The organism is Salinivibrio sp. PR932, assembly GCF_001996125.1.
Taxonomy (GTDB): domain Bacteria; phylum Pseudomonadota; class Gammaproteobacteria; order Enterobacterales; family Vibrionaceae; genus Salinivibrio; species Salinivibrio proteolyticus.
Genome location: NZ_MUFM01000027.1, coordinates 23,910 through 46,785, shown reverse-complemented (window position 1 = coordinate 46,785; position 22,876 = coordinate 23,910). Strand labels below are relative to the sequence as shown.

Sequence of the window (22,876 nt, the reverse complement as noted above, 5' to 3'; positions counted from 1 at the left end):
CTCATCAATTTACTTATTATAATCAAGTTAATCATCAATCAAAGTCCCAATAATGAATAATGTCATTGTACTTATCGCTACAACGCCCAGGCTTTCACTTGTTTCTGCGCATGCGCTTCCTTCTGTCACCAATCAAACATGCCAACCTAAAGCTGTTGTGCTCGTATCAGATACACGCTCACTAGATCGGCATGAAGTAGAGAACCTTCGCTCTGAACTCAAAAGTATTCCGCTGCATGTGTTGGTCAATTCACGTGCGTCCGGCGCCGCTGGCAGTTGGAATACCGGTATCAACTATATCTCTGATAACTTCCCAAATAGCTATATCGCTATCATCGATGATGATGATGTTTGGCAGCCAGAGCATCTGTCTTCTTGCCTACTTAGCAGTGAAGAAGGAACGGCAGATATCGTTCTGTCTGGTATCAATGTGAAGATTAATAACAAAACGGTCGCTACTAATATTCCCAAAGGTCTTGAGGCCAGTGACTTTCTAGTTGGTAACCCAGGATGGCAAGGCTCAAATACCTTTATTAAGACTGGGCTTGCTACCAAAATTGGTGGTTTCACTGACGGCTTAACCAGTGGAAATGATAAGGATTTTGCGATTCGAGTTTTAGAGTCAGGCTTGGCCACCATTCGCTATACCAATTTGGCGACCGTTGATTGGATGTGCAATCAATCACCCGATGCGCTATCAGCCCCTGGCTCTAAACAGAAACTGCACGGCTGTGCGCAGTTTCTAAAACTTCATGGAGAGAAAATGTCACGAAGTGAGATGGATATTTATTTCGAACGCGCTGCAGAGCTGTTTGCGCTTTCCAAGAACGATATATTAGACGAAATAAAACTGCTGGAGAGTGTCAATGGCTAACTTTTACTCGCGTGCGCCCATTAAATACACTAAGATCTTGTGCGATCGTAATTTGCAAGTTTTACACACTTCCTCACCAGAATTTGACTCTGCTGAAGTAGTAATCGCCATTGCCCATAAAAACCAACCACAATATCTCATTCGAGCGCTTAACAGCGCTATAAATCAGTGTCTCACTCAAAAGCAGGTTGCGCGCATTGTTGTACTGGATGATAGCTCGGATATAAGTTGGTCATCAGAAGCAAGTGCTTTACTTCACCATCCAGCTGTTACCCTTTTACAAGCAGAATGCGGGTCACCAGCTAGAGCACGAAACCTTCTCTTAGACTGGGCAGATACACAGCCATGTATAAAATGGGTTGCAAGATTAGACGCTGACGATGAACTGTTTGCTAAAGATAGCCTACATGGATTATGGAGCGCCGTTCGCAATACAGATAAAGTAGCAGCTCTGGGAAGCAATAAGCTGAGAAAAGAAGATGTGATTCTCCAAAATAACAATATCGCAAATCCAAACAAGCTCTGTAATCATTTAAGTTTAGCGAGATTTATCGATGATTTTGCTTCAGCCAAGCAACAACACGAGCTCCCGTCATGCAACTTATTACTCAAGACCAATCTGGGTATCAGGTACCCAAACATCAGAAGCGCAGAAGACCACTGGTTGGTCACTAAACTATTAATGCTAAATCCTTCTAAGGTAGCAGTTTGTTCTTATCCTATTTATGCCATCTATTCTCTTGATGGAGAAGATACAAAGAAAAATAAGACTAACGAAATTTGGCGAGAGCAGAGAAAAAGGCTTGCCTATGTTGCAAGAACATGGAGCACTCTATTGTCTACCAATCGCCATCTGCTTGGTGTTGGTATGGAAGGGGCGGTTTGGCTACAGCATAATCAAGTGGTTAAGGAGTTTTACCCTTGGGCTATTTCTGACAACGAAGTCCGAAGCCTGAGAACCTTACTCGCTGAAAAAGATGCTCCAATTCCGACGGCGACTTGGAGAAAGTGTGATGGAATTTGGCAGTACAGCACCTTCTTCCAAAGTAATGCATTAACTAACGAGAAACTTTCCGAAAAATCCATTGTAGATTACCTCAAAAAACTCTATCGCGCTGGAGTTTGCACTCTCAACATCAAGCGAGATAACTTAATTGTCACTCCACAAGGAGACTTGGAATATATTGATATCGGAAAGGACATACAGCCTCTAACCTCCTCACACTTTCGGGATATGTGCGCCCGCCTCTATTCTATTGGAATACTGGCTAATGCTGACGAAGAACTCGTGCGTCGGCGGAGTTGGCGAAGACAAGATGATGCTTTAATGAGCCTTCCCGGATTCGAGCAGTTTTACCACAAGTTGATCACAGAGCTTCATCCACAATGCGTCGAACCTTGCCAAGCACTAACCCCGATGGCCTCATCTAAGAGCGATGCAGTAACTCTAATGATTAAAGCCTGCGCACAAGATGCAGAGGTACTTACTGACCAAGTACTGCATATCGTGACGCAGCTGCGCTACCCAGTTAATTTCGCTAAAACAATTCTTCTGATTGATCCTCACGAGGGACAATTTTTACGCCAGTATTCAAACCCAAACCTAGCCTCCGTTATTGAACAAGCCGAGAAGCTGAGAGACGATGGACTAATTGACTCCGTGCTAGTTTCCCCTACAAGCGCAACAACCATAAATACAACGTATGAAAAATGGTTTGCGCAATCTGATTGCGGAGAAACACATACCATTCAAAATGCTCCCTTATTCCCTCAGATCTGGGGATTTGACCAAGTTACGACTCGATATCTACTGCAGTGCGATTTAGACGTGCTTATTGGTCGCCGAAATTGGAGCCATGATTATATCGCCGACATGATTTACGCCTGTAAGCCTGAGGATGTGCTTACCGTTGGCTTCAACATTCCCAAAAGCGGCTCTAGTTTCAATCCTTATAAAGGAGAGCCAGGCGAATTTGCTCCCGAAGTCCGTTTCGGACTCTTAGATCTTGCTAAGATTCGCAATCAACTACCAATTGATAATCCTTTGGACGAAGGCAAGTTCACTCTCACCTGGCATCGTGCACTACAGCAAGCAATGAAACATAGAGGACTTCGCGCTGTACGTGGTGGCGATCCACGAAGTTACTACGTTCATCCTAGAAACGAGCACAAACACTTTTCTGAACTTTCATTAGCGAGAGATCTAATTGCCCAGGGAAAAGAACCTACAAAGCAACATGAGGAGTTTGATTGGGTACCCGGCAATCATTGGCAATATGAGCAAAGGCGCGAAAAAGTCGTTTTTTTGTTGAAAGGTAGGTACACAGACCATGCCCTGCTAAGACGCTGCCTAGAGTCTTTGCGAAATCAGACAAATCAAAATTTTGGTATTGTCCTTATTGACGATGCCAGTGGCGCCGTTCATAACTGGTGTTATCCAATGTTGTTGGATGAGCTACAAGCTAAAACTACCTTAGTAAGGCGTAGCTCTAATACTGGGAGAATGCCAAACTTCATATTGGCAATAAAAGAAATCTGCCAAGACCCTAGCACCCTGGTTGCAGTGTTAGACCAAGATGACTGCTTAATGCAACCCAATGTTGTTGATGCTTTGTATGCGGCTAAGAAACAGGGGGCAGACTTAATTCAGATGCCTATGTTCCGCCCTAATAAACCACTGCATTTATACCAGCCGGATTATACTAGTCCTAGGCTTGCTGCGGGTGCGAATGTATGGAGCCACCTAAGAGTCTTCACCAAAGCGTTATTTGAAAAAGTCCCTGAGGAATATTACAAACATAAAGACAGCTCTGAGTGGTTCGATTCGGCTACAGATTATTTAACCATGTTACCTATGGCGGAACTCGCAAAAGCCCCTATTTACTTAGATACAGGCTACACCTATTGGCACATACGCAAAAAGCTGGGCCGAGATGAAAAAGAGCGCAATAACCAAATGGTTCAAGAAATTATGTCTATGCCTTCACTTTCTCGGAGAGGAATAGAGCTTGTTGAGCCAAAGCCAGATTTTTTTGAAGACGGTTTACCACAGTAGACAATTCGTTGTCGTAAAGCCACCAGTTTGGGGAGATGCTACTCCCCCTTAAAACAAAAAATAGTGACTCTAAGGTCTTTAAGCTCGAAGAATCAATGTGCTCCAACCATGTCATAGGCTTAACCTCGGATAGACCTTTCAATAATTGAGTCGTTTCTTCTTTTGGTAAGCTTGGCAACGACTGAAGCTTGAAGCAGTGTCGAGTGATTGTTGCGTCATTCACTTTGTCATGACGCACTAGCTTCATTTCAAAGCCTGGCCAATTTAATTTGTCCATCCAACCAGATGCGAGACGCCGTTCTCCCAGCCAGTTATGGTATGCAGCCGGCAGCGCTTTCCGTTTATTATAATCTAGGGGCCTCTCTAGTGAAGGCAGCAAAGTCATCCTACTAACATTTATCGTGACACCAAATTCCAGCATTGTCTTGAGAGTGAGCAGACCAATTGAAGGTTTACACCCCAATAGGCTCTCCAATTCCTTCCCATGTGCTTCTAGCTTTTTACAAAATAGTTTGCTTGGTACTTCGCCTTGAACAAGAACGCCTGTCTTGATGCCTGCCAACTTACTATTGGTAATCAACAAGTCAGCGCTTGAAGCGATGGTCAAAGGTTGATTAAATCGAATAACTTTCTCATTTTTTTTGATGACTAAGTCACCCGGACCATTGCCAACAATATGCCATTCATCCACTTTCTATGCCTTTTGAAGTCAAGCAAGAACTAAGATTTTCTGTTGCTTTCCCAATCTTGATAAATCTTCTTCCATGTTGCTGAAGTCTGCTGCTCAAATATTCTAGGGCGTAGTTTTGGAGGAACATAATGGCCATCTCGAAATCGTCCACATAAGCCACAATTACGCCTCATTAGATCACGCATTTCATCATCACTGGATGGTAAACGCTGCCGTCCACCTTTTAGGTTTAATACTCGGTCAATACCACCAGCAACCGCACAAGGATAATAACCCTGAGGCGTTAGACCTAAACCGCAAGTCTTTGCGATATCACACCCGTTCGAGAAGTCACTAAACTTGTGGGACCAGCTATCAACAGGAGCTAAGTTAAATGGGCCAAAATCTGGTTGAACGGAATCAGTTTTTGCTGAGTTTTCAATACACAACCACTCTGGCAGCATCGATATTACTTTGTTGACGTGACGACCATAGCCGTTAGTGACAAGCTGAATAGTCAGAGCAGGACGAGCAAGCTTCAGGCGATATAACTCCGAAAGGATCTCGCTGAACTCGGGATGTAGCGTTGGTTCTCCACCTAATACACGTATTTTTCGCCAGTGCTTATTCTGGCTTAGACTATCGTCAACAAAATGGGCTATTTCATCGAGTCCAATATGTGTTTTCGATGGGGCTTGGGCTGAAGAGCGATTACAGTTATTGCACTTCAAGTTACACTGGTAGGTGATATCTATTTCAATCAAGTCATCAGCAACCTGATATTGGTAACCCATCAACTTAGTCATTGGCTTCTGAATGCGAATCCATCGCCAAAAAGCTTTTAGCTTGAACCAAAACTTAACAACATAAAACCACTTATGAGGATAGCCACGCGAGTACTTAAATGGTTCTTCATTACGACGCAAAGCCACAATGACCTCTCTTTTAATTTTGTTGTAAATGCCTTCGCCAAACGATATCTCAACCTAACACGATGATATGTCGTTCACTATCATCGTAAGATAAAGTAATTGTTACATGTAAGCAATTGTTACACGGCCTAGTAAAAATACTCAGATATTTACCCGCATCGTGAACTTAAACTATTTAAATCACGAACCTTAAGTACATCCCCCATCCACTCATCTACCTCACCTTCCACCCAGGGCGAGATCGCGAACGTTTTTTGACCAAAAAAGGATCGGTTTGACGATCACCTCTGGCTGTGATCATATAGGCCGATTCTAAAATAGTTCGGGATAGATACCGTGGATATCGATACATTTAAAGACTACTTCAGTGCCGTTGATGATAACCGCCAGAGTGCCAAGATAACCTACCCACTTTTTGACCTGCTCTTTGCTTCATTGTGCGCTGTTATTGCGGGTTCCAAAGGATGGTACGATATTCGGGAATACATCCTAGGCCACCATGATTGGTTTAAGCACAACGGCATGTTTAAAGACGGTATTCCTGCCGACGATACTATCGCACGTGCCATCTCCACGATTGAACCGAGCGCCTTTCAAGCTTGCTTTATCGATTGGATGAAAGCCGTCCATCAAATGACGGATGGCCAGGTGGTCGCGATCGACGGCAAAACCCTAAAGGGCTCTTACAACCGTGAAGATAGAAGCAGTACGATCCACATGGTTAGTGCGTATGCCAGTGAAAATCATCTGGTGCTCGGTCAGCTCAAAACAGACGAAAAAAGCAATGAAATCAGTGCTATTCCCGAGTTAATCCGTCTGCTCGACTTACGTGGTGCGCTAGTCACCATCGATGCCATGGCCTGCCAAACGACGATTGCCAAGACGATTCTTGAGCAGGGTGGTGATTACTTATTAGCGGTGAAACAAAATCAAGGCAAGTTAGCGAACGCGATCACCGCGGCATTCAGTGAGCAGCGCCGAACCTTCAATGACGATGTTGTGTTTGAATATGGCCACGGTCGTACTGAGTCGCGCCAGTGCTATGTAATTGATAAAGAATGCTTATCCGGCGACTTTACTCGTTGGCCATCACTACAAAGCCTTGTCATGGTTGAGTCTTTGCGTGTTGAAAAAGGGCGTCCGATGTCGCTGGAGTATCGCTACTATATCAGCTCAAAATCACTGACTGCCGATGAAGCAAGCCGTGCTATCCGCTCGCATTGGGGCATTGAAGCTATGCTCTGGGTGTTAGATGTCAATACGGGTGAAGACGCCTGCCAGATTTATAAAGACAATGGCGCAGCGAACGTAGCCTGTCTGCGACACATGGCCTCAAACATGGTGCGGGCAGAGCCAACCAAGATCAGTTTGGTATCTAAACAGAAGCGTTGTCTCATGAATACCAGCTTCTTAGAAAAGGTTTTAGCCGCAGGCATACCGGCGATGGTTGAAAAATGAACACTCATGCGCTTGCCGTGACTCAAACTCCTTCTGTGGCTTTTATTGGGCTAGGCGTCATGGGGTTTCCCATGGCCGGACATCTACAAAAAAATGGCTTTCCAACCACTGTCTATAACCGCACAACGGCCAAAGCAGAACACTGGTCAGAACAATATCAAGGGGCCTTCGGTACGACACCAGCGGAGGCTGCCGCTCACGCCGATATTGTTTTTATGTGCGTCGGTAACGATGACGATGTGCGAAGCGTCGTGTATGGCGATATCGGAGTGCTTGCCAACATGAAAAAAGGCAGTGTGCTGGTCGATCATACCACGACATCAGCCAAACTGGCCTTAGAGCTCGCCGACGTCTGTGGCCGACAAGGCATCCAGTTTCTAGATGCTCCTGTGTCGGGCGGACAAGCAGGCGCGGAAAATGGCGCATTGACCATTATGGTTGGAGGTGAGCCATCCGTTTTTGAACGCGTTGAACCCGTCATGCGCGCTTACGCCAAGGCAAGCCAGTACATTGGCCCCCATGGCAGTGGACAGCGCTGTAAAATGGCCAATCAAATTTGTATTGCGGGCGTTTTGCAGGGCTTGTCAGAAGCGATCGCATTTGCCCAGTCGGCCAATTTAGATATCGACAAAATGATTAGCGCCATCCAGCACGGTGCAGCAGGCTCGTGGCAGATGAACAACCGCGCCCTTACCATGGCAGACGATCAGTTTGATTTCGGTTTTGCCATTGACTGGATGCGCAAAGACCTTGGCTTTTGTTTAGACGAAGCCGCCAAATTAGGCGTGGATCTCCCTCTCACCCAACAAGTTGATCAGCGTTACGCACAACTTCAACAGCGCGGGTTTAGCCGCTGTGATACCTCTGTTTTAATCAAGCAATTTGATTCAGACACTCAATCCAGCCAATCCTAAATCGCGCCGAGCGTGTCTGGCTCAAGCATGTGCAGGGCCAGGCACTGCGGTATTTCTCCTGAGCCTCTTATTGCTGCAGTTGGATCAGCTCTGTCGCCATCGACGAGACAGACTGCGCACCGCGCTCAATTTCTTCCATCGATGCCGCTACCTGCTCGATTTTATCTTTCCCCGTATCTGATGTGCCTTGGGCTTCTTGTATCGATATTCGTATTGCCTCAATATAGCTACGGTTATTTTCAACGACATTAGCAATCTCGCTGGTTGAAGAGCTGGTCCTTTGCGATAGCTGGCGCACCTCATCGGCAACAACAGCAAATCCCCGCCCTTGCTCACCTGCGCGCGCAGCCTCAATCGCTGCGTTCAGTGAGAGTAAATTGGTTTGCTCTGCGATATCACGAATGGTGTGGACGATTTTTTCAATATCAGCAAACTGCGCATTTAACTTTTCAATGCTGACGGTGGCTTGGCCAACCTGCTGTGCAATCAACGCTGATGTCGTGAGCGCTTCTTGCAAATAGTTAAGCCCCTCTTGGCAGACCTGTGCCGTTTGCTCAGACGTACTGCTAGCAATTTCCGATGCTTCCTTAATGGTGCACTGGATCTCTTGCTCTCGCTCAATGCGTTGAGTGACATCGCGCGCAAACTGAATCACATTGATGATATTTCCTTGACCGTCTCGTATCGGGTTATAGCTTCCTTCGACCCAAATAATGTCACCGGTTTTCGAGAGCACGCGATACAGTCCGGATTGAAACTGTCCTTGGGCAAGCTGAGGCCAAAACTGTGGGTAGTCTTCGTTAAAGGTACTTTCGCACAACACACTGTGAGGCTTACCCTGCAATTGGTCAGCCTGATACCCCACTAGCGAGAGAAAATTGCGATTAGCCGTTTTTATCGTTCCATCAATATCGTACTCCACCACCCCTTGTGAGCGATCGAGTGCTTGCATGATTGAACCCGTTTTATCGGCTTCCTGCTTTCGTTGCGTCACATCCGCCGCGATCTTGACGGCACTGATCACCTTTCCTTGTTCATCTCGCACAGGAAAATAGTTCGCTTCGAGCCATAACGTATTCCCCTGCGCATCAATGCGCTCAAAGATGCCGGAGACGTTCTCGCCTTGCTGAACTTTCTGCCACAACAAGCCGTAGTCTGGGTGGTTGGCAACATGAGGCGGACAGAACATTCGGTGATGCTGTCCCTGAATTTGATCCAAGCGATAACCCACTGCACCAAGAAAGTTCTCGTTAGCCCGAATAATTGTGCCATCTGGTTCAAACTCGATGACAGCATTACCGTCCCATATCGCATTGTACTTTTGCTGTAATACCGTGATTTCAGTATCAGTTAGATTCTTATTCTTTTTCCGTCGTAACATAGTCGCTTTCTCTCTTAGCAAAATGGCTAACCAGAAAATGAGCGCTGTTCTACATCACTTGGCACAACCGCCCACACAAACACATTTAGTCTAGCAAAGCTTTCACAGCTGACCTTTTTTGTATTTATTTGCATACATAAAACGGCGATACGCCTCCGCAACGGCTTTCTACTCCTGCTTTTGGATCAAAAAGTGATAGGATGAAGAGTTAATATGACTGTCACTCGAAAACGTATAAAAGATAAAACGCTGCCCGCGAGTGACTGCGGATGATAAAAGGCAATTTTTCAAATGGTTAACAATAAGATTCAATGGTTTCCGGGCCATATGCACAAGGCGCGGAAAGAAATCGAAGAAGTCGTTCCTAAGATCGATGTGATCATCGAAGTGCTCGACGCACGCATTCCCTTTAGTAGCGAGAACCCGCTGATCCGCACACTGCGTGGCGATAAGCCTGTTATCAAAGTACTGAACAAGCGCGATCTTGCCGATCCTGCCATGACAGATATGTGGATGGCACATCTGGAGCAAGAGCAAGGCGTTTCTGCTATGGCCATCACCACGCAGCAGCAAAGTGAAGTCAATCGAATCATGGAGCGGTGTCGCGCGCTTGCTCCTCATCGCGAGGCCATGGGCAAAAATATTCGCTCGATGATCATGGGGATCCCCAATGTAGGGAAATCAACCATCATTAACAGCCTTGCCGGCCGGGTGATTGCAAAAACCGGTAACCAACCCGCTGTGACGCGCCAGCAGCAACGAATTAACTTGCAAAATGGCGTAGTGCTTTCGGATACACCGGGAATTCTATGGCCGAAAGTAGAGAATCCACATAGCGGTTTTCGCCTCGCGGCAACCGGCGCCGTTAAAGACACGGCAATGGACTACGACGAAGTGGCGTTTTACACCGTCGAATACTTAGCCAGCGCCTATCCAGAGCGTCTGCAAGAGCGTTATCAGCTGGACGATTTACCCGAAACTGAAATCGAGTTGATGGAAGCGATTGGTGCGAAACGCGGTTGTTTGCGTGCTGGCGGGCGGGTCGATATTCATAAAGCATCAGAAATTCTGCTTCACGACCTCCGCGCCGGCGCGCTAGGAGGTATCACCCTAGAAGCGCCCGATATGATTGAAACTGAATTAGTGCAAGTGGAAGAAGAAACCGCACGCCGCGAGGCAGAAAAAGCGGCGAACAAAGAAGCACGGCGTAAGCGCTATTTAAAGAATAAACGCTAAGCACTACCCCGCATCTACCTTGTAAGATGCCGGAGAATCCGCACACAATAAGGCCTGATAGCATCGGGCCTTTTTAATCAAACGTCCCTTTAAGCTTATCACGATAAGATCTGTTTGATATCGGAAGAAATATCACTGATCAATTGCCGAGCGCTCTCATCTCTTTGTTGCACCAAACTGATAAACAGTAAATCTGTGATCACATTTTGCGCCGTGCGGGACGCGATCGACGAACTGCGATGTTTGGTTTCGTCGGCAATGGTATCGAACGTAATGTCTGCGATGTGTCTGATACGACTTCGGCCGGGTCCTAATAAGGCGATCACCTTGGCACCTTGTTCTTTAGCCGCCTCCGTGGCGACTAAAATCTCTTTTCGTTCCCCCGAAAATGAAATGACAATTTGCACGTCATCCACCCCCAATGTGCGCGCGACGGCAATTTGTACATGACTGTCTTGTTCACACAGCGCCGTGATCCCTAGTTTCAATAATTTAAAACTCAGATCTTTCGCAGTCAGCGCCGAACTGCCAATCCCCACCACTTGTACCCGACGTGCTCCATTAAGCCACGCTACCGCTTGATGACAGGCTTCATAAGAAAGGGCATTGGTAGTTTGAAACATGGCCTCCGTTTTCGCTTTGACTAACTTTTGGGAAATCACCGTCATCGGATCATCAGCTAAGATGTCACTGTGCATCGGTGTCGATTGCATCACTTGCTTACGGCCAATCTCTTCATTCAGCGCCAACTTGAACTCACTGTATCCTTTGTAACCCATTTTTTGGCTGAATTTCACAATGCTCGATTGGCTCACCCCCACCTGCTTAGCCAGCGCTTGGCTCGTTAGCTGCGCCGCTTTCTCTGGATGCGCGACAACCCAATCGCCAATCAGGCACCCGCGCTGCGATAATTGTGTCCGCCGAGCCAAAATTTTATTGATAATTGACATAACGCCTCAACGCCATAAATAAATTATTCCAATATTGGAATTACATCGAATATCCCTAAATTGCTGAAAAAGCATCATTCACCTGCATATTAAGCGCCATTTACCCCAAGTATTATCGACATTATTCCAGAATAACCGTGTATAAAGAATAACCATAACAGTGATTTTGATCACTATATTGGAATATTTTATTCCATAGAATCGCCGTCAAATAACAGCTGATGTGAGAACAAAGCATGACAATTGATTTAAGCGGATTGGTCACAGAAAGCCGCAACCCGGCCAGTGCAGAGATAGACACACTTTCAACGGTCGAAATGCTACAGGTGATCAACGATGAAGACCAAAAAGTGGCGCTTGCGGTGAAAGCCGTCTTGCCACAAATTGCGCAAGTGGTGGATGCAATTACGCATGCATTTGCACACGGCGGACGCTTAATCTACATGGGTGCGGGAACATCTGGCCGCTTGGGCATCTTGGATGCCAGCGAATGTCCTCCCACCTATGGCACACATCCGGATCAAGTCATTGGGCTTATCGCGGGTGGCCATCAAGCTATTTTAAAGGCGGTGGAAAACGCTGAAGATAACGAGCAACTAGGCCAAGACGATTTACGCTCACTCAACCTAACCGATAAAGATGTGGTTGTCGGCATTGCGGCGAGCGGTCGTACACCCTATGTACTCGGCGGATTAGCCTATGCGAAAACCATTGGCGCCATGACAGCATCGATTGCTTGTAATCCTCATTGCCAAATGGCTGAGTCGGCAGATGTTGCCATTCTGCCCATCGTGGGGCCTGAAGTCGTCACCGGCTCTTCGCGCATGAAAGCCGGTACCGCGCAAAAGCTCGTCCTCAATATGTTGACATCTGGAGCAATGATCCGCAGCGGTAAAGTGTTTGGTAACCTGATGGTTGATGTTGAAGCCACTAACGCCAAACTGATCCAACGCCAAATCAATATTGTGGTGGAGGCAACCGGCGCCTCAAAAGCGGTGGCTGAACAGGCCCTCTGCGCATGCGATCGTCATTGCAAAACCGCCATCTTGATGATTTTGGCCGATTTGGATGCCGAGCAAGCAAAAACTCGCCTCACCGAGCACAACGGTTTTATTCGTGCAGCCCTCCATCGTGATTAACTATTTTTAGCTCCAGAGGATCGCCCCCATGGCCAAAATCACTGCCAATACCGTCGCGCAACTGCTGTCCGCCGTTGGAGGGAGCAGCAATATCAGTCGATGTGGCAACTGTATGACAAGACTACGGTTATCCCTTGCCAATAACAGCTTGGCTGACCAGTCTGTTCTCAAAAAAATCCCCGGCGTTATGGGGGTGGTCGAGAGCAATGAGCAGTTTCAAATTATTCTCGGCCCCGGTAAAGCACAGCAAGCCGCAGAGATGATGAATCAACTTCTTGAATCCTTGACCGTCAGTGGTGACGAAGCGTCAGCTGAGACGCAGCCAGATCTGTCTACATTGGCGGCCGAGCAAAAACAACAGCTAAAAAGCAAACAAACCAGCGCTATTCAACGCTTTCTGAGTAAGTTTGCCACCATATTCACGCCACTGATCCCCGGCTTTATTGCCGCGGGCTTGCTACTTGGTTTTGCGACCTTGTTAGAGCAGATGTTTGTACTGGGCCAAACCCCGAGTCCGTTTGTGGTCGATTTGATCGCGTATATGCAAGTATTTGGCAAAGGCTTGTTCGCGTTTCTGAGTATCTTACTCGGCTACAACGCCCAGCAAGCGTTTGGTGGTTCAGGCGTCAATGGTGCCATTCTCGCGTCTTTGTTTGTGTTGGGCTATGACCCCGACGCCAGCTCGGGCATCTACTCGGGCATGAGTGAGTTTTTTGGCATGACGATCGATCCTCGCGGCAATATTATTGGCGTATTGATCGCAGCCATTGTCGGTGCGCAAGTAGAACGTCAGGTTCGCAAATACATGCCAGACGATCTCGACATGATTTTAACCTCGCTCATTACCCTATTTATCATGGGTGCGGTGACCTTCTTGTTGATCATGCCGATCGGTGGCGAGCTATTCAAAGCAATGTCTTGGCTGTTCCTTAACTTAAACGATAACCCGTTAGGTGCTGCGGTTTTAGCCGGCGTGTTCCTGATTTCTGTGGTATTCGGCATTCACCAAGGATTCGTCCCTGTGTACTTCGCGTTGATGGAGGCCCAAGGCTTTAATTCGCTGTTCCCTATTCTCGCGATGGCGGGTGGTGGCCAAGTGGGTGCATCCATGGCGCTGTATTTCAAAGCGAAGAAAGATGCGCTACTGCGCACCCAAGTGAGAGGCGCAATTATTCCTGGTCTGCTCGGTATTGGTGAACCACTAATTTATGGCGTGACCTTACCTCGCGTGAAGCCCTTTGTGACAGCATGTATTGGTGGCGCAGCCGGCGGATTTTTTATCGGTCTGGTGTCGTACTTAGGTCTGCCGGTTGGCTTGAACACAGTATTCGGCCCTTCCGGTATCGTAGCCATTCCGTTGATGACGTCAGATAGCGGCATTTTCCCGGGCATGCTGATTTTTGTTGCCGGACTGCTTATCGCTTATGTGGTTGGCTTTCTCGCGACATACTTCTTTGGCTGTAAAGATGTCGATTTAAGCTAGTTCATTATCCCCCATCCACATGAACCAGCTTGCGCCCTTGTCTTCCTCAAGGGCGCACCTTTTTCTACGTCCGCATGCGCGTTTTACACTGACAAAAAAGAGGGCCTAGCAATATGCGCTAAAAGCCCTCTTCCGTTATACAACCCGCGCTAAATTAAGAGCGCGTTACGTCCACCAGCGCATCGGCCAATGTATCAATATGGCGCTCCGCTAAGCCGGCAATATTGATGCGGCTATCTCCAACCGCATACACGCCATGCTTATCACGCAGTTGGTTGACTTGCTCTGTGCTCAATCCCAAGACAGAGAACATCCCGCGGTGCTGTTGAATAAAGTCAAAGTAGCCATCACCGGTTCGAGCGCGTAACGCTGCCGTTAGGCCTTCACGCAGGCGGTTAATGCGCGTGTTCATCGTTTCGATTTCTTCGCGCCACTGCTTCGTGAGGGCGTCGTCAGTGAGAATGGTTTCGACGATCGCCGCCCCATGATCCGGTGGCATGGTGTAGGTGCTGCGCGCCAGTTGCAAAATACGCCCTTTGGCATTTTGCGCTTCCTTGGCGGATTTCCCCACGACAATGGCAGCACCGGTACGCTCACGATAGAGGCCAAAGCTTTTCGAGCAAGAGGTGGCAATCAGCATCTCTTCAACGTTATCGGCTAACACACGTAGACCACGCGCATCTTCATCTACGCCATCCCCAAATCCTTGATACGCAATATCCACAAACGGGGTAAAGCCATTACGATTAGCCAACTCAGTGATGGCTTCCCACTCTTTCAGGCTAATGTCCGCTCCCGTTGGGTTATGGCAACAGCCATGCAGTAACACCACGTCGTCAGCGCCGGCTTGAGACAATGCATTCAGCATGGCATCGGTATCCACCATCTTGGTGTCTCGATTGAAATACGGGTAGAACTTGACCGTTAGGCCTGCCGCTTCCATGACAGGTTTGTGGTTCACATAGCTTGGGTCAGTAAGCCATACCGTGGTCACCGGCTTGGCGAGATGCATCAAGTCAGCCAGCATCCGCAACGCACCGCTCGCACCCGGGGTTTGTACTGCGGCACAGCGATGGTAAGCATCCGTACCCTTCAGCAGTAGATCAACCATGGCTTGGTTGAAGTTTTCATTGCCAGCAAGGCCAACATAGGCTTTGGTTTGCTGGCTTTGCGCCAATGATTGCTGCGCGGTTTTAACCGCTTGCATAATCGGTGTTTGCCCGTGACTGTCACGATATACACCAATGCCCAAATCCATTTTGTGCTCACGAGGATCGTCACGAAATGCCAATGACAAAGAGAGGATCGGATCCTGCTGGGCAGGCGAGAGCAGATCTAACATAGTATTACGTCCTTTTAGGCCTGGATGCTCAAGATACGTAATACCCTACCCCATGCGGGAAAATTGGCAACCTCTCAGCGCTGATTCTCTTGCCACTGCTGGGCTCGCTCGGACAAAAAGTGTACGCATTGGTTGTCACTCCCTCGCCAGACCAAGTTAGGATCGGCGCGAGATTGTATAAACTTCCCATCAATCAGCACATCAACGTAAGCCAATATTGCTTGTTGTTCCGGCGAGAGATCCGCCAAGGTATAACCACTCCATAGCCAAACATCCTTGTCTGGTGCATGCTTGCCCACCTTTTGTAACAATAATTTTACACTGGTGAGATTGGCAGGATGCAGGGGGTCACCACCACTCAGTGATAAGCCACGCCTTGGAATACGCGTATCCGTGAGATCGCGCATGATTTTCTCACACATTAAATCCGTGAATGGATGGCCGCTGGTAAGCGACCATGTTGATTTATTGTAACAACCACGACACTGATGCTCACAACCCGAGACAAACAATGTGCACCGTGTGCCGGGACCATTCACGACATCAATAGGAATGTATTTGTGGTAGTTCACGCCCCTCTCCTACATGTGTTTGACGCGACGAATCACTTCTTGTTGTTTACCCGGATTAAATGGCCGCGTATCAGGACTGCCCAAGTAACCGCAGACACGGCGCGTGACCGATACTTTGGCGGGATCATGGTTGCCGCATGCAGGGCAGGTAAATCCTTTACTGGTGCAATCAAATTCCCCTGTGAATCCACACTCGTAACACTCATCAATAGGCGTATTGGTCCCATAGTAAGGCACACGTGTGTAGCTATAGTCCCAAACATTTTCGAGCGCTTCGATGTTGTGCTGCATGTTGGGGTACTCGCCATAACAAATAAATCCGCCGTTTGCCAAGCGTGGATAATCCATTTCAAAATCAATCTTATCGTAGGGCGTCACCTGCTTTTCCACGTCTAAGTGGAAGCTGTTGGTGTAGTAGCCTTTATCTGTGACCCCTTCAATCATTCCAAAGGCTTTGGTATCGAGTTGGCAAAAACGACTGCACAGGTTTTCACTCGGTGTGCTGTACAAACTAAAGCCGTAGCCCGTTTCTTCTTTCCAGCGCTCCGTCGCATCATGTAAATACGCGACTATTGCCTTGGCTTTTTTCTGTTTAATCACGCTGTCGTAAAGATGAGGCTCACTGCCGTATAGAGCATTGATGGTCTCATGCAATCCGATATACCCTAAGGAGACAGATGCGCGACCGTTTTTAAAAATCTCGCTCACGTCATCATCCGCATTAAGACGTACGCCACAGGCCCCTTCCATGTACAAAATCGGCGCAACACGGGCCTTCACCCCTTTAAAACGTGCAATACGGGTATCCAAGGCTTGGCGGGCAATATTAAGCGTGGCATCTAGGCGCGCAAAGAATGTCTCTTCATCGCCTTCAGCCTCAATCGCCAATCGGGGTAAATTAACACTGACTACCCCCAAGTTATTGCGTCCCTCGTGGACCCACTCACCATTTTCTTGATAGGCGCTTAAAAAGCTGCGGCATCCCATGGGTGTTTTAAAAGAACCGGTTACCTGAACGACTTGCTCATAGTTGAGAATATCGGGATACATGCGTTTGGACGCACACTCCAACGCAAGCTGTTTGATGTCGTAATTCGGATCTGAAGGATGACGGTTGAGCCCTTCGCGAATACAAAACACAAGTTTAGGGAAAACCGCCGTTTTGCGATTTTCGCCCAAGCCCGCAATACGATTGGCAAGGATGGCTCGTTGCACCGCACGGGCGGCCCAGCTTTGTCCGAGTCCGAAGCCAAACGTTACAAATGGCGTCTGCCCATTGGCGGTATGCAAGGTGTTCACTTCATACTCCAACGACTGAAACGCATCAAAGCACTCTTTCTCGGTACGTGCCATGGCGTATTGATCCGCCTTGGCAATGGACCAAGTTTGCGCCACTTTTAGGTGTTTGTGATAGCTGGCTTCGACATAGGGTGCCAACACTTCATCGATACGATTGATCGTGGTACCACCATAAATATGACTGGCCACCTGCGCGATGATTTGTGCCGTTACCGCGGTTGCAGTCGAGATGGACTTTGGCGGCGCAATTTCCGCATTACCCATCTTAAAGCCTTTTTGCAACATGCCCGCCAAGTCAATCAACATACAGTTAAACATCGGGAAGAAAGGCGCATAATCGAGATCGTGATAATGGATTTCTCCCGATTCATGCGCACGTACCACCGCACTGGGTAGCATATGTTGTTTGGCATAGTGCTTGGCGACAATACCAGCCAGCAGATCCCGCTGAGTTGGGATCACTTTGCTATCTTTGTTGGCATTTTCGTGCAACAGCTCGGTGTTCGTTTGTCCCACCAAGCCTTGCACTTCGTGATTCAATCGGCCACGGCGTTCACGGGCAATATCGCGATCGTGACGATACTCAATGTAGGCACGTGCAACCGCTTTATGCGGCCCAGACATCAGCGCATCTTCCACGGCATATTGAATGTGGTCGATATCCACTTCTTTCTCGCCAGCGAACTGGGTTGCGATCTTATCGGCCAATGATCGAATCGCCTGATCCGATAACGAACACGAACGCGTCCCCTGCGCACGCTGTGCCGATTCTCGCGCACAAGTTACCGCTTGAACAATCCGGTCAGCATCAAATGAGACGCGTGTTCCGTCGCGCTTTATTACCGCTGGCATATGCCCTCCATCACCATATATTGGATTTAAACCTAGCAAACAACACAAGATGTGGCATTTAATAGCAAGTGGGGTCGCCATTGTGTTGATACAGATCATCGAAGTTTCGAATAGAGAAATTCGGAGGAATAAACGCGTACAAGGTCATCAATGTTGTGATGAATTGTTGTGACTTTTGTTAGTTAAAATCAAACCTTGTCCGCATTTTGTGGGTTCGATCAAATGTGACTTACAGGCTTCAAGTAAGATCACAGTTATGAAGTCATCATTGAGGTTTACGCCACTGTGATCCTGCGGTTTGGAATCGTAGTGTTGCTTTGGGCGGTAACGTGCCCGAGCTTTGCGCTGACGATAGCAACATGGAACTTTGAATGGTTAACCCTAAAAGGCGATCAACGCGCTGGAGATCGTGGTGACGAAGACTATCATCAACTCGCCTCGGTTTTTGAACAGCTCTCGCCGGACGTGCTCGCGTTTCAAGAAGTCGATAGTCCGGCGGCACTCGCACGGGTTGTACCCAGCGATCAATACACTTATTACTTTTCTGACCGCTACCCCGCGCTGCGCGATAAACCCAATAGTCAACAACTGACTGGCATTGCGGTACGCAATGGATGGACCGTTTCGGATCCAAAAGATCTTCGCGCGATCGCGTTACCCAGCTTTTTTGGTGTCCCAGCGCTACGCTACGCCACCTACGTGATTATTACGCCCCCTGACCAAGCGCCGTTTCATATGCTCTCTGTCCATCTGAAATCAGGTTGTTTTCATCAATCACAAGGCACCCGAAGCTGCGATAAACTTAACAAGCAGATGCGCGTGTTAGCCGATTGGGTGAGTGATCGTCATCATGCGGGCGAACACGTCGTGGTCGCGGGCGATTTTAATCGCTACATTGGTGAGAGCGATGATGCCGTTTGGCGAGACTTTCAGACTCGTCTGGTTGAAAAGTCCCCCACACCGCCCCATTTAATAAACGTCACCGAGTCTGTCCGAGCACGCTGTAAGGCAAGACGGTACAACCATCGAACCCAATCGTGGAATCAAGTTATGTATAACCGCTTGGTGGATCACATCTTAGTCAGTGAACCTTTAGCCAAGCAGTGGCAATATAGCTACCAGCATCACTTTGATTATCATACCGTGATGCGTTACCGCTTAAGTGACCATTGTCCCGTCGTGGCTCAATTCACTCAGCCAGCAGCTTCGCAACGCTAACTCAAAGCGCATAGTCGCTTTGGTTAACTTGTCACAATACTGACATCGAGCCGCCATAGACTGAATACACTGATGGCAATCAACCATCTAAATCGTTTAATGTGGGCAGTTGGCAAAAAGGTCCTGACTGTCATCTGGCATCCTGAGTCAGCTAACTGCCATGTGCAAACTAAAAGGGGAAACCGCTTAGCCTTGAAAACAGGCGCAGCACAAGGAGAACCATCATGGATACATTACAACAGCACGTGATCCCAACCGATGACGATCTGCTTGCCGACTATCTTGGCAATGCGACCGGCTTCGAGGAAGACGACATATTTAGCGATGATGTAGAAGACGCATCCCGCTAACGGATATCATTGCGTCATTCGTCACCAGTAAATAACGAATTTTTCAGTTTTAACGCAGTGCTGACAACGTTCCCGCCGCCATTTTGCTAGGTTGTCAGCAAATCCACCGACTTAACGATGCGTCATGAAAAAAATCCTCTCGATGTCCATGCTTTTTGCTTCACTACTTTCTTTCAATGCATTTGCTGCGCCGGAATTGATTGCCAAATCCACCCTCGATTTTGGGGATTTTGAGAAGACCGCCAATATCGAGATCCAAGGAAACATTCAAGAAGATGTGCTGCGTTTAGCAGAGCGTGGCGTTCAAGATCAAGACGCAGACTATTTCGTGATTGAACAAATTAACGAAGACACACAAGAAGAAGTGTTAGTCGTCTCGGTGAGCCTGTACCGTGAACATGCCACCGACAACCAACAAATGGTTGAAGACCGCCTCGGCTAACGATTAGCCAAACACAGGCGAGTCGCTGCTGGCCTGTGTTTTCCCACCTGACGTCCGTGCACGCCATTTGCTACACTTGCCGCTCTTAATAAAACTAGAATGAGCAATGTCGTGATTGGAACCTTAGATAAGATGCGCACAGAAGCCGGCGCAGAGGTACAGTACTTTCTGCGTGTCGGTGACGAAGAGCTGCATCTCAACCCTCTCCTCGGACAAACCCTTACCCTGACCCACACTGGCAATATCTTTTGCGATGCGTGTGGACGAAAAACAAAAAAGAGTTACTCGCAAGGCCATTGTTATCCGTGCATGAAAAAGCTCGCCCGCTGCGACATGTGTATTATGAAACCTGAAACCTGCCACTATGCACAAGGGACGTGTCGCGAGCCAGAATGGGGAGAGCAGTTCTGCATGACAGACCACATCGTCTATCTGGCCAACACGTCTGGGTTAAAAGTCGGGATTACTCGCGCTAACCAAATGCCAACCCGCTGGCACGATCAAGGCGCCACACAGGCTCTTCCGCTGTTTCGGGTAAAAACACGCCATATTTCTGGGCTGGTTGAAGTCGCCATTGCACAACATGTCGCGGATAAAACCAATTGGCGCGCGATCTTAAAGGGCGACAATGGTCAGCTCGATCTCCACGCCGAAGCGGCGCGACTTACTCAAGCGATTGAATCGGAGCTCGCGGATATTCGTCTGCAGTTTGGTAGCGATGCGGTTCAGCCCGCCGAGCTGGATGCATTGAGCTTTAGTTACCCTGTCACTAAGCACCCTACCAAGATCAGTTCGCATAACTTTGATAAACACCCTGAAGTCAGTGGTGTGTTACAAGGGATCAAAGGTCAGTATCTGATCTTTGATACAGGCGTGATCAATGTGCGCAAGTTTACCAGCTACGAGGTCAGCGCGTCGCACAGTTAACCACGCGTCCAATCCGCGACACTGTGCAAGTGATGATTAACGCTTGCACAGTGTGCCTTTCTCACGACCTCCAGAGGAAGATGCCGTTCATTTCAGTCAGGTTATTGCGGTTGAATACCGGTAATATCTGAGATCAACGCAATATGTTGGGCACTTAACGGCAGTGACCAACGAACATCGCCAGCATCAGCCACCAACACATTGGCATCCGCAATCATCTGTAACGAATCAGATTGAACCTGCATACTCAATTTCATTGCGGGCAATTTGATCACCACTTCATGCGCGGTAACGATTAGCTTACCGTGTTCGATATCAACCACCATCTCCCTCAATCCTCCAACGATTTATCGGCGCGCTTATCGGTGAGCACCGCCATCGTAAGTCGGCTTACACACACGTCTCGACCTCGCTCATCGTGAATAGTGATATTCCACACCTGGGTGGTTGCCCCAAGATGTACAGGACTTGCCACGCCAGTCACTATCCCTTCTCGCATCGCACGCAAGTGATTGGCATTGATATCTAACCCAACACAATACTTACCTTCGGGCACACACATGTTTGCCGCCAACGACCCCAGCGTTTCTGCGAGCACCACAGACGCGCCACCATGCAACATGCCTAAAGGTTGATGGGTATGGGGAGCCACAGGCATGGTCCCAGTGAGGCTCGATTCATCAAATGCCGTATACTCTATGCCCAAGTGAGCAACCAGGGTATTGCTCGAAGAAGCGTTCAAAGCCTCTAATGACATCGCTTTTTTCCAAATGCTCACACTTTGCCTCTATTTTTCATCGTCGCTGTGGATGTTTGTCATACTGTTGGGTGGAGATCAAGCTACATGTCATGAAAGCCCGATATTGAAAACGGCGTCTAGTTGATTACTATACGTTAGTTTTTTCAGCAGCTTGTCATCATCAACGAGTATAACCATAAAGGGAGCCCCCATGCTACGCATCGCAAAAACCGTGTTTTTGTCAGCAAGCCTCACGATATTGCTCTCAGCATGCGCACACTCTCCCACCGGGCGCAATCAACTATTACTGTTTTCCGGCGACCAAATGGCCAACCTTGGTCAACGCTCTTTCGAAGAGATGAAACAATCTCAGCCGATTAGTTCCGACCAAGCCATCAATGCCTATGTACAATGTGTCACCGATGCTATTTTGGCCGTCGTGCCCCCACAGGCAGATTTCTCCGAATGGGAAGTAGTCGTATTTGATAGCGAGCAAGTCAATGCCTTTGCACTACCGGGGGGCAAAGTGGGCGTTTATACGGGTTTACTCAATGTGGCAGATACCCCGGATCAACTCGCGGCAGTGATTGGACATGAAATCGGACATGTACTGGCTGACCACAGCAACGAGCGCCTATCTCGCTCTCAACTCGCCACGCTGGGACTCACCATCACAGGTATGTCAATGTCTGACAGCCCATACGCTGCGATGGCTATGGCCGGTTTAGGGCTTGGCGTGCAAGTAGGGATTTTACTGCCCTACAATCGTGCGCAGGAGTCTGAATCTGACAAAATTGGCTTACAGCTCATGCATCAAGCTGGCTTTGACCCGAGTGCGAGTGTCGCCTTATGGCAAAACATGGCCGAAGCCTCAGAGGGTGCGCCACCAGAGTTACTCTCGACCCACCCATCGCCTGACACTCGTATTCAAGCGCTAGAAAAAGGCGTGAAGGCGCTTCCTAAAGTGCCTCATCGTTTAAAACCGCACTGTGAAAAGCCCAGTTAGCATTATCAATAAAAATATTTTCTTAACATATTGAAGA

21 protein-coding genes are annotated in these 22,876 nt (G+C 48.1%); 12 read left to right on the top strand and 9 right to left on the bottom strand.

The window, feature by feature from the left end:
- Positions 1-52 precede the first annotated feature (52 nt).
- Together BZG84_RS12455 and BZG84_RS12450 are read left to right on the top strand one after the other, a co-directional pair.
- A complete protein-coding gene (locus BZG84_RS12455) occupies positions 53-874 on the top strand; it encodes a glycosyltransferase family 2 protein (RefSeq protein ID WP_077481896.1) in 822 nt (273 codons plus the stop codon).
- Entirely contained in the window at positions 867-3,929 is a 3,063-nt protein-coding gene (locus tag BZG84_RS12450) for a glycosyltransferase family 2 protein (RefSeq protein WP_077678272.1), read from the top strand. Before BZG84_RS12455 ends, BZG84_RS12450 begins: the two co-directional genes overlap by 8 nt.
- On the opposite strand, the gene BZG84_RS12445 is transcribed toward BZG84_RS12450, so the two are convergent.
- Together BZG84_RS12445 and BZG84_RS12440 are read right to left on the bottom strand one after the other, a co-directional pair.
- A complete protein-coding gene (locus tag BZG84_RS12445; RefSeq protein ID WP_077678271.1) occupies positions 3,850-4,620 on the bottom strand; it encodes a hypothetical protein in 771 nt (256 codons plus the stop codon). The two genes, BZG84_RS12450 and BZG84_RS12445, sit on opposite strands and share 80 nt — an antisense overlap.
- 29 nt (positions 4,621-4,649) lie before the next feature.
- On the bottom strand, positions 4,650-5,531 hold the full coding sequence (locus BZG84_RS12440; protein ID WP_077481900.1) for a radical SAM protein: 882 nt from the start codon (positions 5,529-5,531) through the stop codon (positions 4,650-4,652).
- Positions 5,532-5,867: 336 nt separating this feature from the next.
- Between BZG84_RS12440 and BZG84_RS12435 the strand changes: the two genes are divergently transcribed.
- Positions 5,868-6,989, top strand: coding sequence for an ISAs1 family transposase (locus BZG84_RS12435; protein ID WP_077678270.1), 1,122 nt, complete (start codon positions 5,868-5,870; stop codon positions 6,987-6,989).
- Positions 6,986-7,903, top strand: a complete 918-nt coding sequence (locus tag BZG84_RS12430; protein ID WP_077481984.1) for an NAD(P)-dependent oxidoreductase — start codon at positions 6,986-6,988, stop codon at positions 7,901-7,903. Before BZG84_RS12435 ends, BZG84_RS12430 begins: the two co-directional genes overlap by 4 nt.
- Before the next feature lie 67 nt (positions 7,904-7,970).
- Here BZG84_RS12430 and BZG84_RS16560 read toward each other — a convergent pair whose 3' ends face one another.
- On the bottom strand, positions 7,971-9,284 hold the full coding sequence (locus BZG84_RS16560) for a methyl-accepting chemotaxis protein (protein ID WP_077481982.1): 1,314 nt from the start codon (positions 9,282-9,284) through the stop codon (positions 7,971-7,973).
- 291 nt (positions 9,285-9,575) lie between these two features.
- Here BZG84_RS16560 and ylqF point away from each other — a divergent pair, with 291 nt between their 5' ends.
- Positions 9,576-10,520, top strand: coding sequence for a ribosome biogenesis GTPase YlqF (gene ylqF, locus BZG84_RS12420; RefSeq protein WP_077481980.1), 945 nt, complete (start codon positions 9,576-9,578; stop codon positions 10,518-10,520).
- Between the two features lie 98 nt (positions 10,521-10,618).
- Here the strand turns inward: ylqF and BZG84_RS12415 are convergent, their stop codons facing one another.
- Positions 10,619-11,470, bottom strand: a complete 852-nt coding sequence (locus BZG84_RS12415; RefSeq protein WP_077481978.1) for an SIS domain-containing protein — start codon at positions 11,468-11,470, stop codon at positions 10,619-10,621.
- A gap of 236 nt (positions 11,471-11,706) precedes the next feature.
- Between BZG84_RS12415 and murQ the strand changes: the two genes are divergently transcribed.
- Positions 11,707-12,609 (top strand): N-acetylmuramic acid 6-phosphate etherase, encoded by a 903-nt coding sequence (gene murQ / locus BZG84_RS12410; protein WP_077662445.1) that lies wholly within the window; start codon positions 11,707-11,709, stop codon positions 12,607-12,609.
- A gap of 28 nt (positions 12,610-12,637) precedes the next feature.
- The gene (murP, locus tag BZG84_RS12405) at positions 12,638-14,092 is read left to right on the top strand and encodes a PTS N-acetylmuramic acid transporter subunit IIBC (protein ID WP_077662446.1); all 1,455 of its coding nucleotides are present in this window, start codon (positions 12,638-12,640) and stop codon (positions 14,090-14,092) included.
- A gap of 154 nt (positions 14,093-14,246) precedes the next feature.
- On the opposite strand, the gene BZG84_RS12400 is transcribed toward murP, so the two are convergent.
- The 3 genes from BZG84_RS12400 to nrdD form a co-directional block, all read right to left on the bottom strand.
- On the bottom strand, positions 14,247-15,434 hold the full coding sequence (locus BZG84_RS12400; RefSeq protein ID WP_077479988.1) for an amino acid aminotransferase: 1,188 nt from the start codon (positions 15,432-15,434) through the stop codon (positions 14,247-14,249).
- A 74-nt stretch (positions 15,435-15,508) separates the two neighbouring features.
- Positions 15,509-16,006 carry an anaerobic ribonucleoside-triphosphate reductase-activating protein gene (gene nrdG, locus BZG84_RS12395; RefSeq protein WP_077479987.1) on the bottom strand — a complete coding sequence of 166 codons (498 nt, stop codon included), beginning with the start codon at positions 16,004-16,006 and terminating at the stop codon, positions 15,509-15,511.
- A gap of 9 nt (positions 16,007-16,015) precedes the next feature.
- Complete coding sequence (gene nrdD / locus BZG84_RS12390; RefSeq protein ID WP_077678269.1) at positions 16,016-18,157, bottom strand: anaerobic ribonucleoside-triphosphate reductase; 2,142 nt, start codon at positions 18,155-18,157, stop codon at positions 16,016-16,018.
- Positions 18,158-18,442: 285 nt separating this feature from the next.
- On the opposite strand from nrdD, the gene BZG84_RS12385 reads away from it, so the two are divergent.
- From BZG84_RS12385 to BZG84_RS12375, 4 genes are all read left to right on the top strand, one after another.
- Entirely contained in the window at positions 18,443-19,375 is a 933-nt protein-coding gene (locus tag BZG84_RS12385; protein WP_158011495.1) for an endonuclease/exonuclease/phosphatase family protein, read from the top strand.
- A gap of 224 nt (positions 19,376-19,599) precedes the next feature.
- The gene (locus tag BZG84_RS16555) at positions 19,600-19,725 is read left to right on the top strand and encodes a hypothetical protein (RefSeq protein WP_274532433.1); all 126 of its coding nucleotides are present in this window, start codon (positions 19,600-19,602) and stop codon (positions 19,723-19,725) included.
- 124 nt (positions 19,726-19,849) lie between these two features.
- Positions 19,850-20,167, top strand: coding sequence for a hypothetical protein (locus tag BZG84_RS12380; protein WP_077479984.1), 318 nt, complete (start codon positions 19,850-19,852; stop codon positions 20,165-20,167).
- Positions 20,168-20,266: 99 nt separating this feature from the next.
- Entirely contained in the window at positions 20,267-21,094 is an 828-nt protein-coding gene (locus BZG84_RS12375; protein WP_077479983.1) for a DUF2797 domain-containing protein, read from the top strand.
- 101 nt (positions 21,095-21,195) lie between these two features.
- Here BZG84_RS12375 and BZG84_RS12370 read toward each other — a convergent pair whose 3' ends face one another.
- Both BZG84_RS12370 and BZG84_RS12365 read right to left on the bottom strand, forming a co-directional pair.
- Positions 21,196-21,420: a DUF3389 family protein gene (locus BZG84_RS12370; RefSeq protein WP_069586918.1), complete on the bottom strand. Its 225-nt coding sequence runs from the start codon at positions 21,418-21,420 to the stop codon at positions 21,196-21,198.
- A gap of 5 nt (positions 21,421-21,425) precedes the next feature.
- Complete coding sequence (locus BZG84_RS12365; RefSeq protein ID WP_077479982.1) at positions 21,426-21,872, bottom strand: hotdog fold thioesterase; 447 nt, start codon at positions 21,870-21,872, stop codon at positions 21,426-21,428.
- 172 nt (positions 21,873-22,044) lie between these two features.
- Here BZG84_RS12365 and BZG84_RS12360 point away from each other — a divergent pair, with 172 nt between their 5' ends.
- Positions 22,045-22,839 carry a M48 family metallopeptidase gene (locus BZG84_RS12360; protein ID WP_077479981.1) on the top strand — a complete coding sequence of 265 codons (795 nt, stop codon included), beginning with the start codon at positions 22,045-22,047 and terminating at the stop codon, positions 22,837-22,839.
- Positions 22,840-22,876 lie beyond the last annotated feature (37 nt).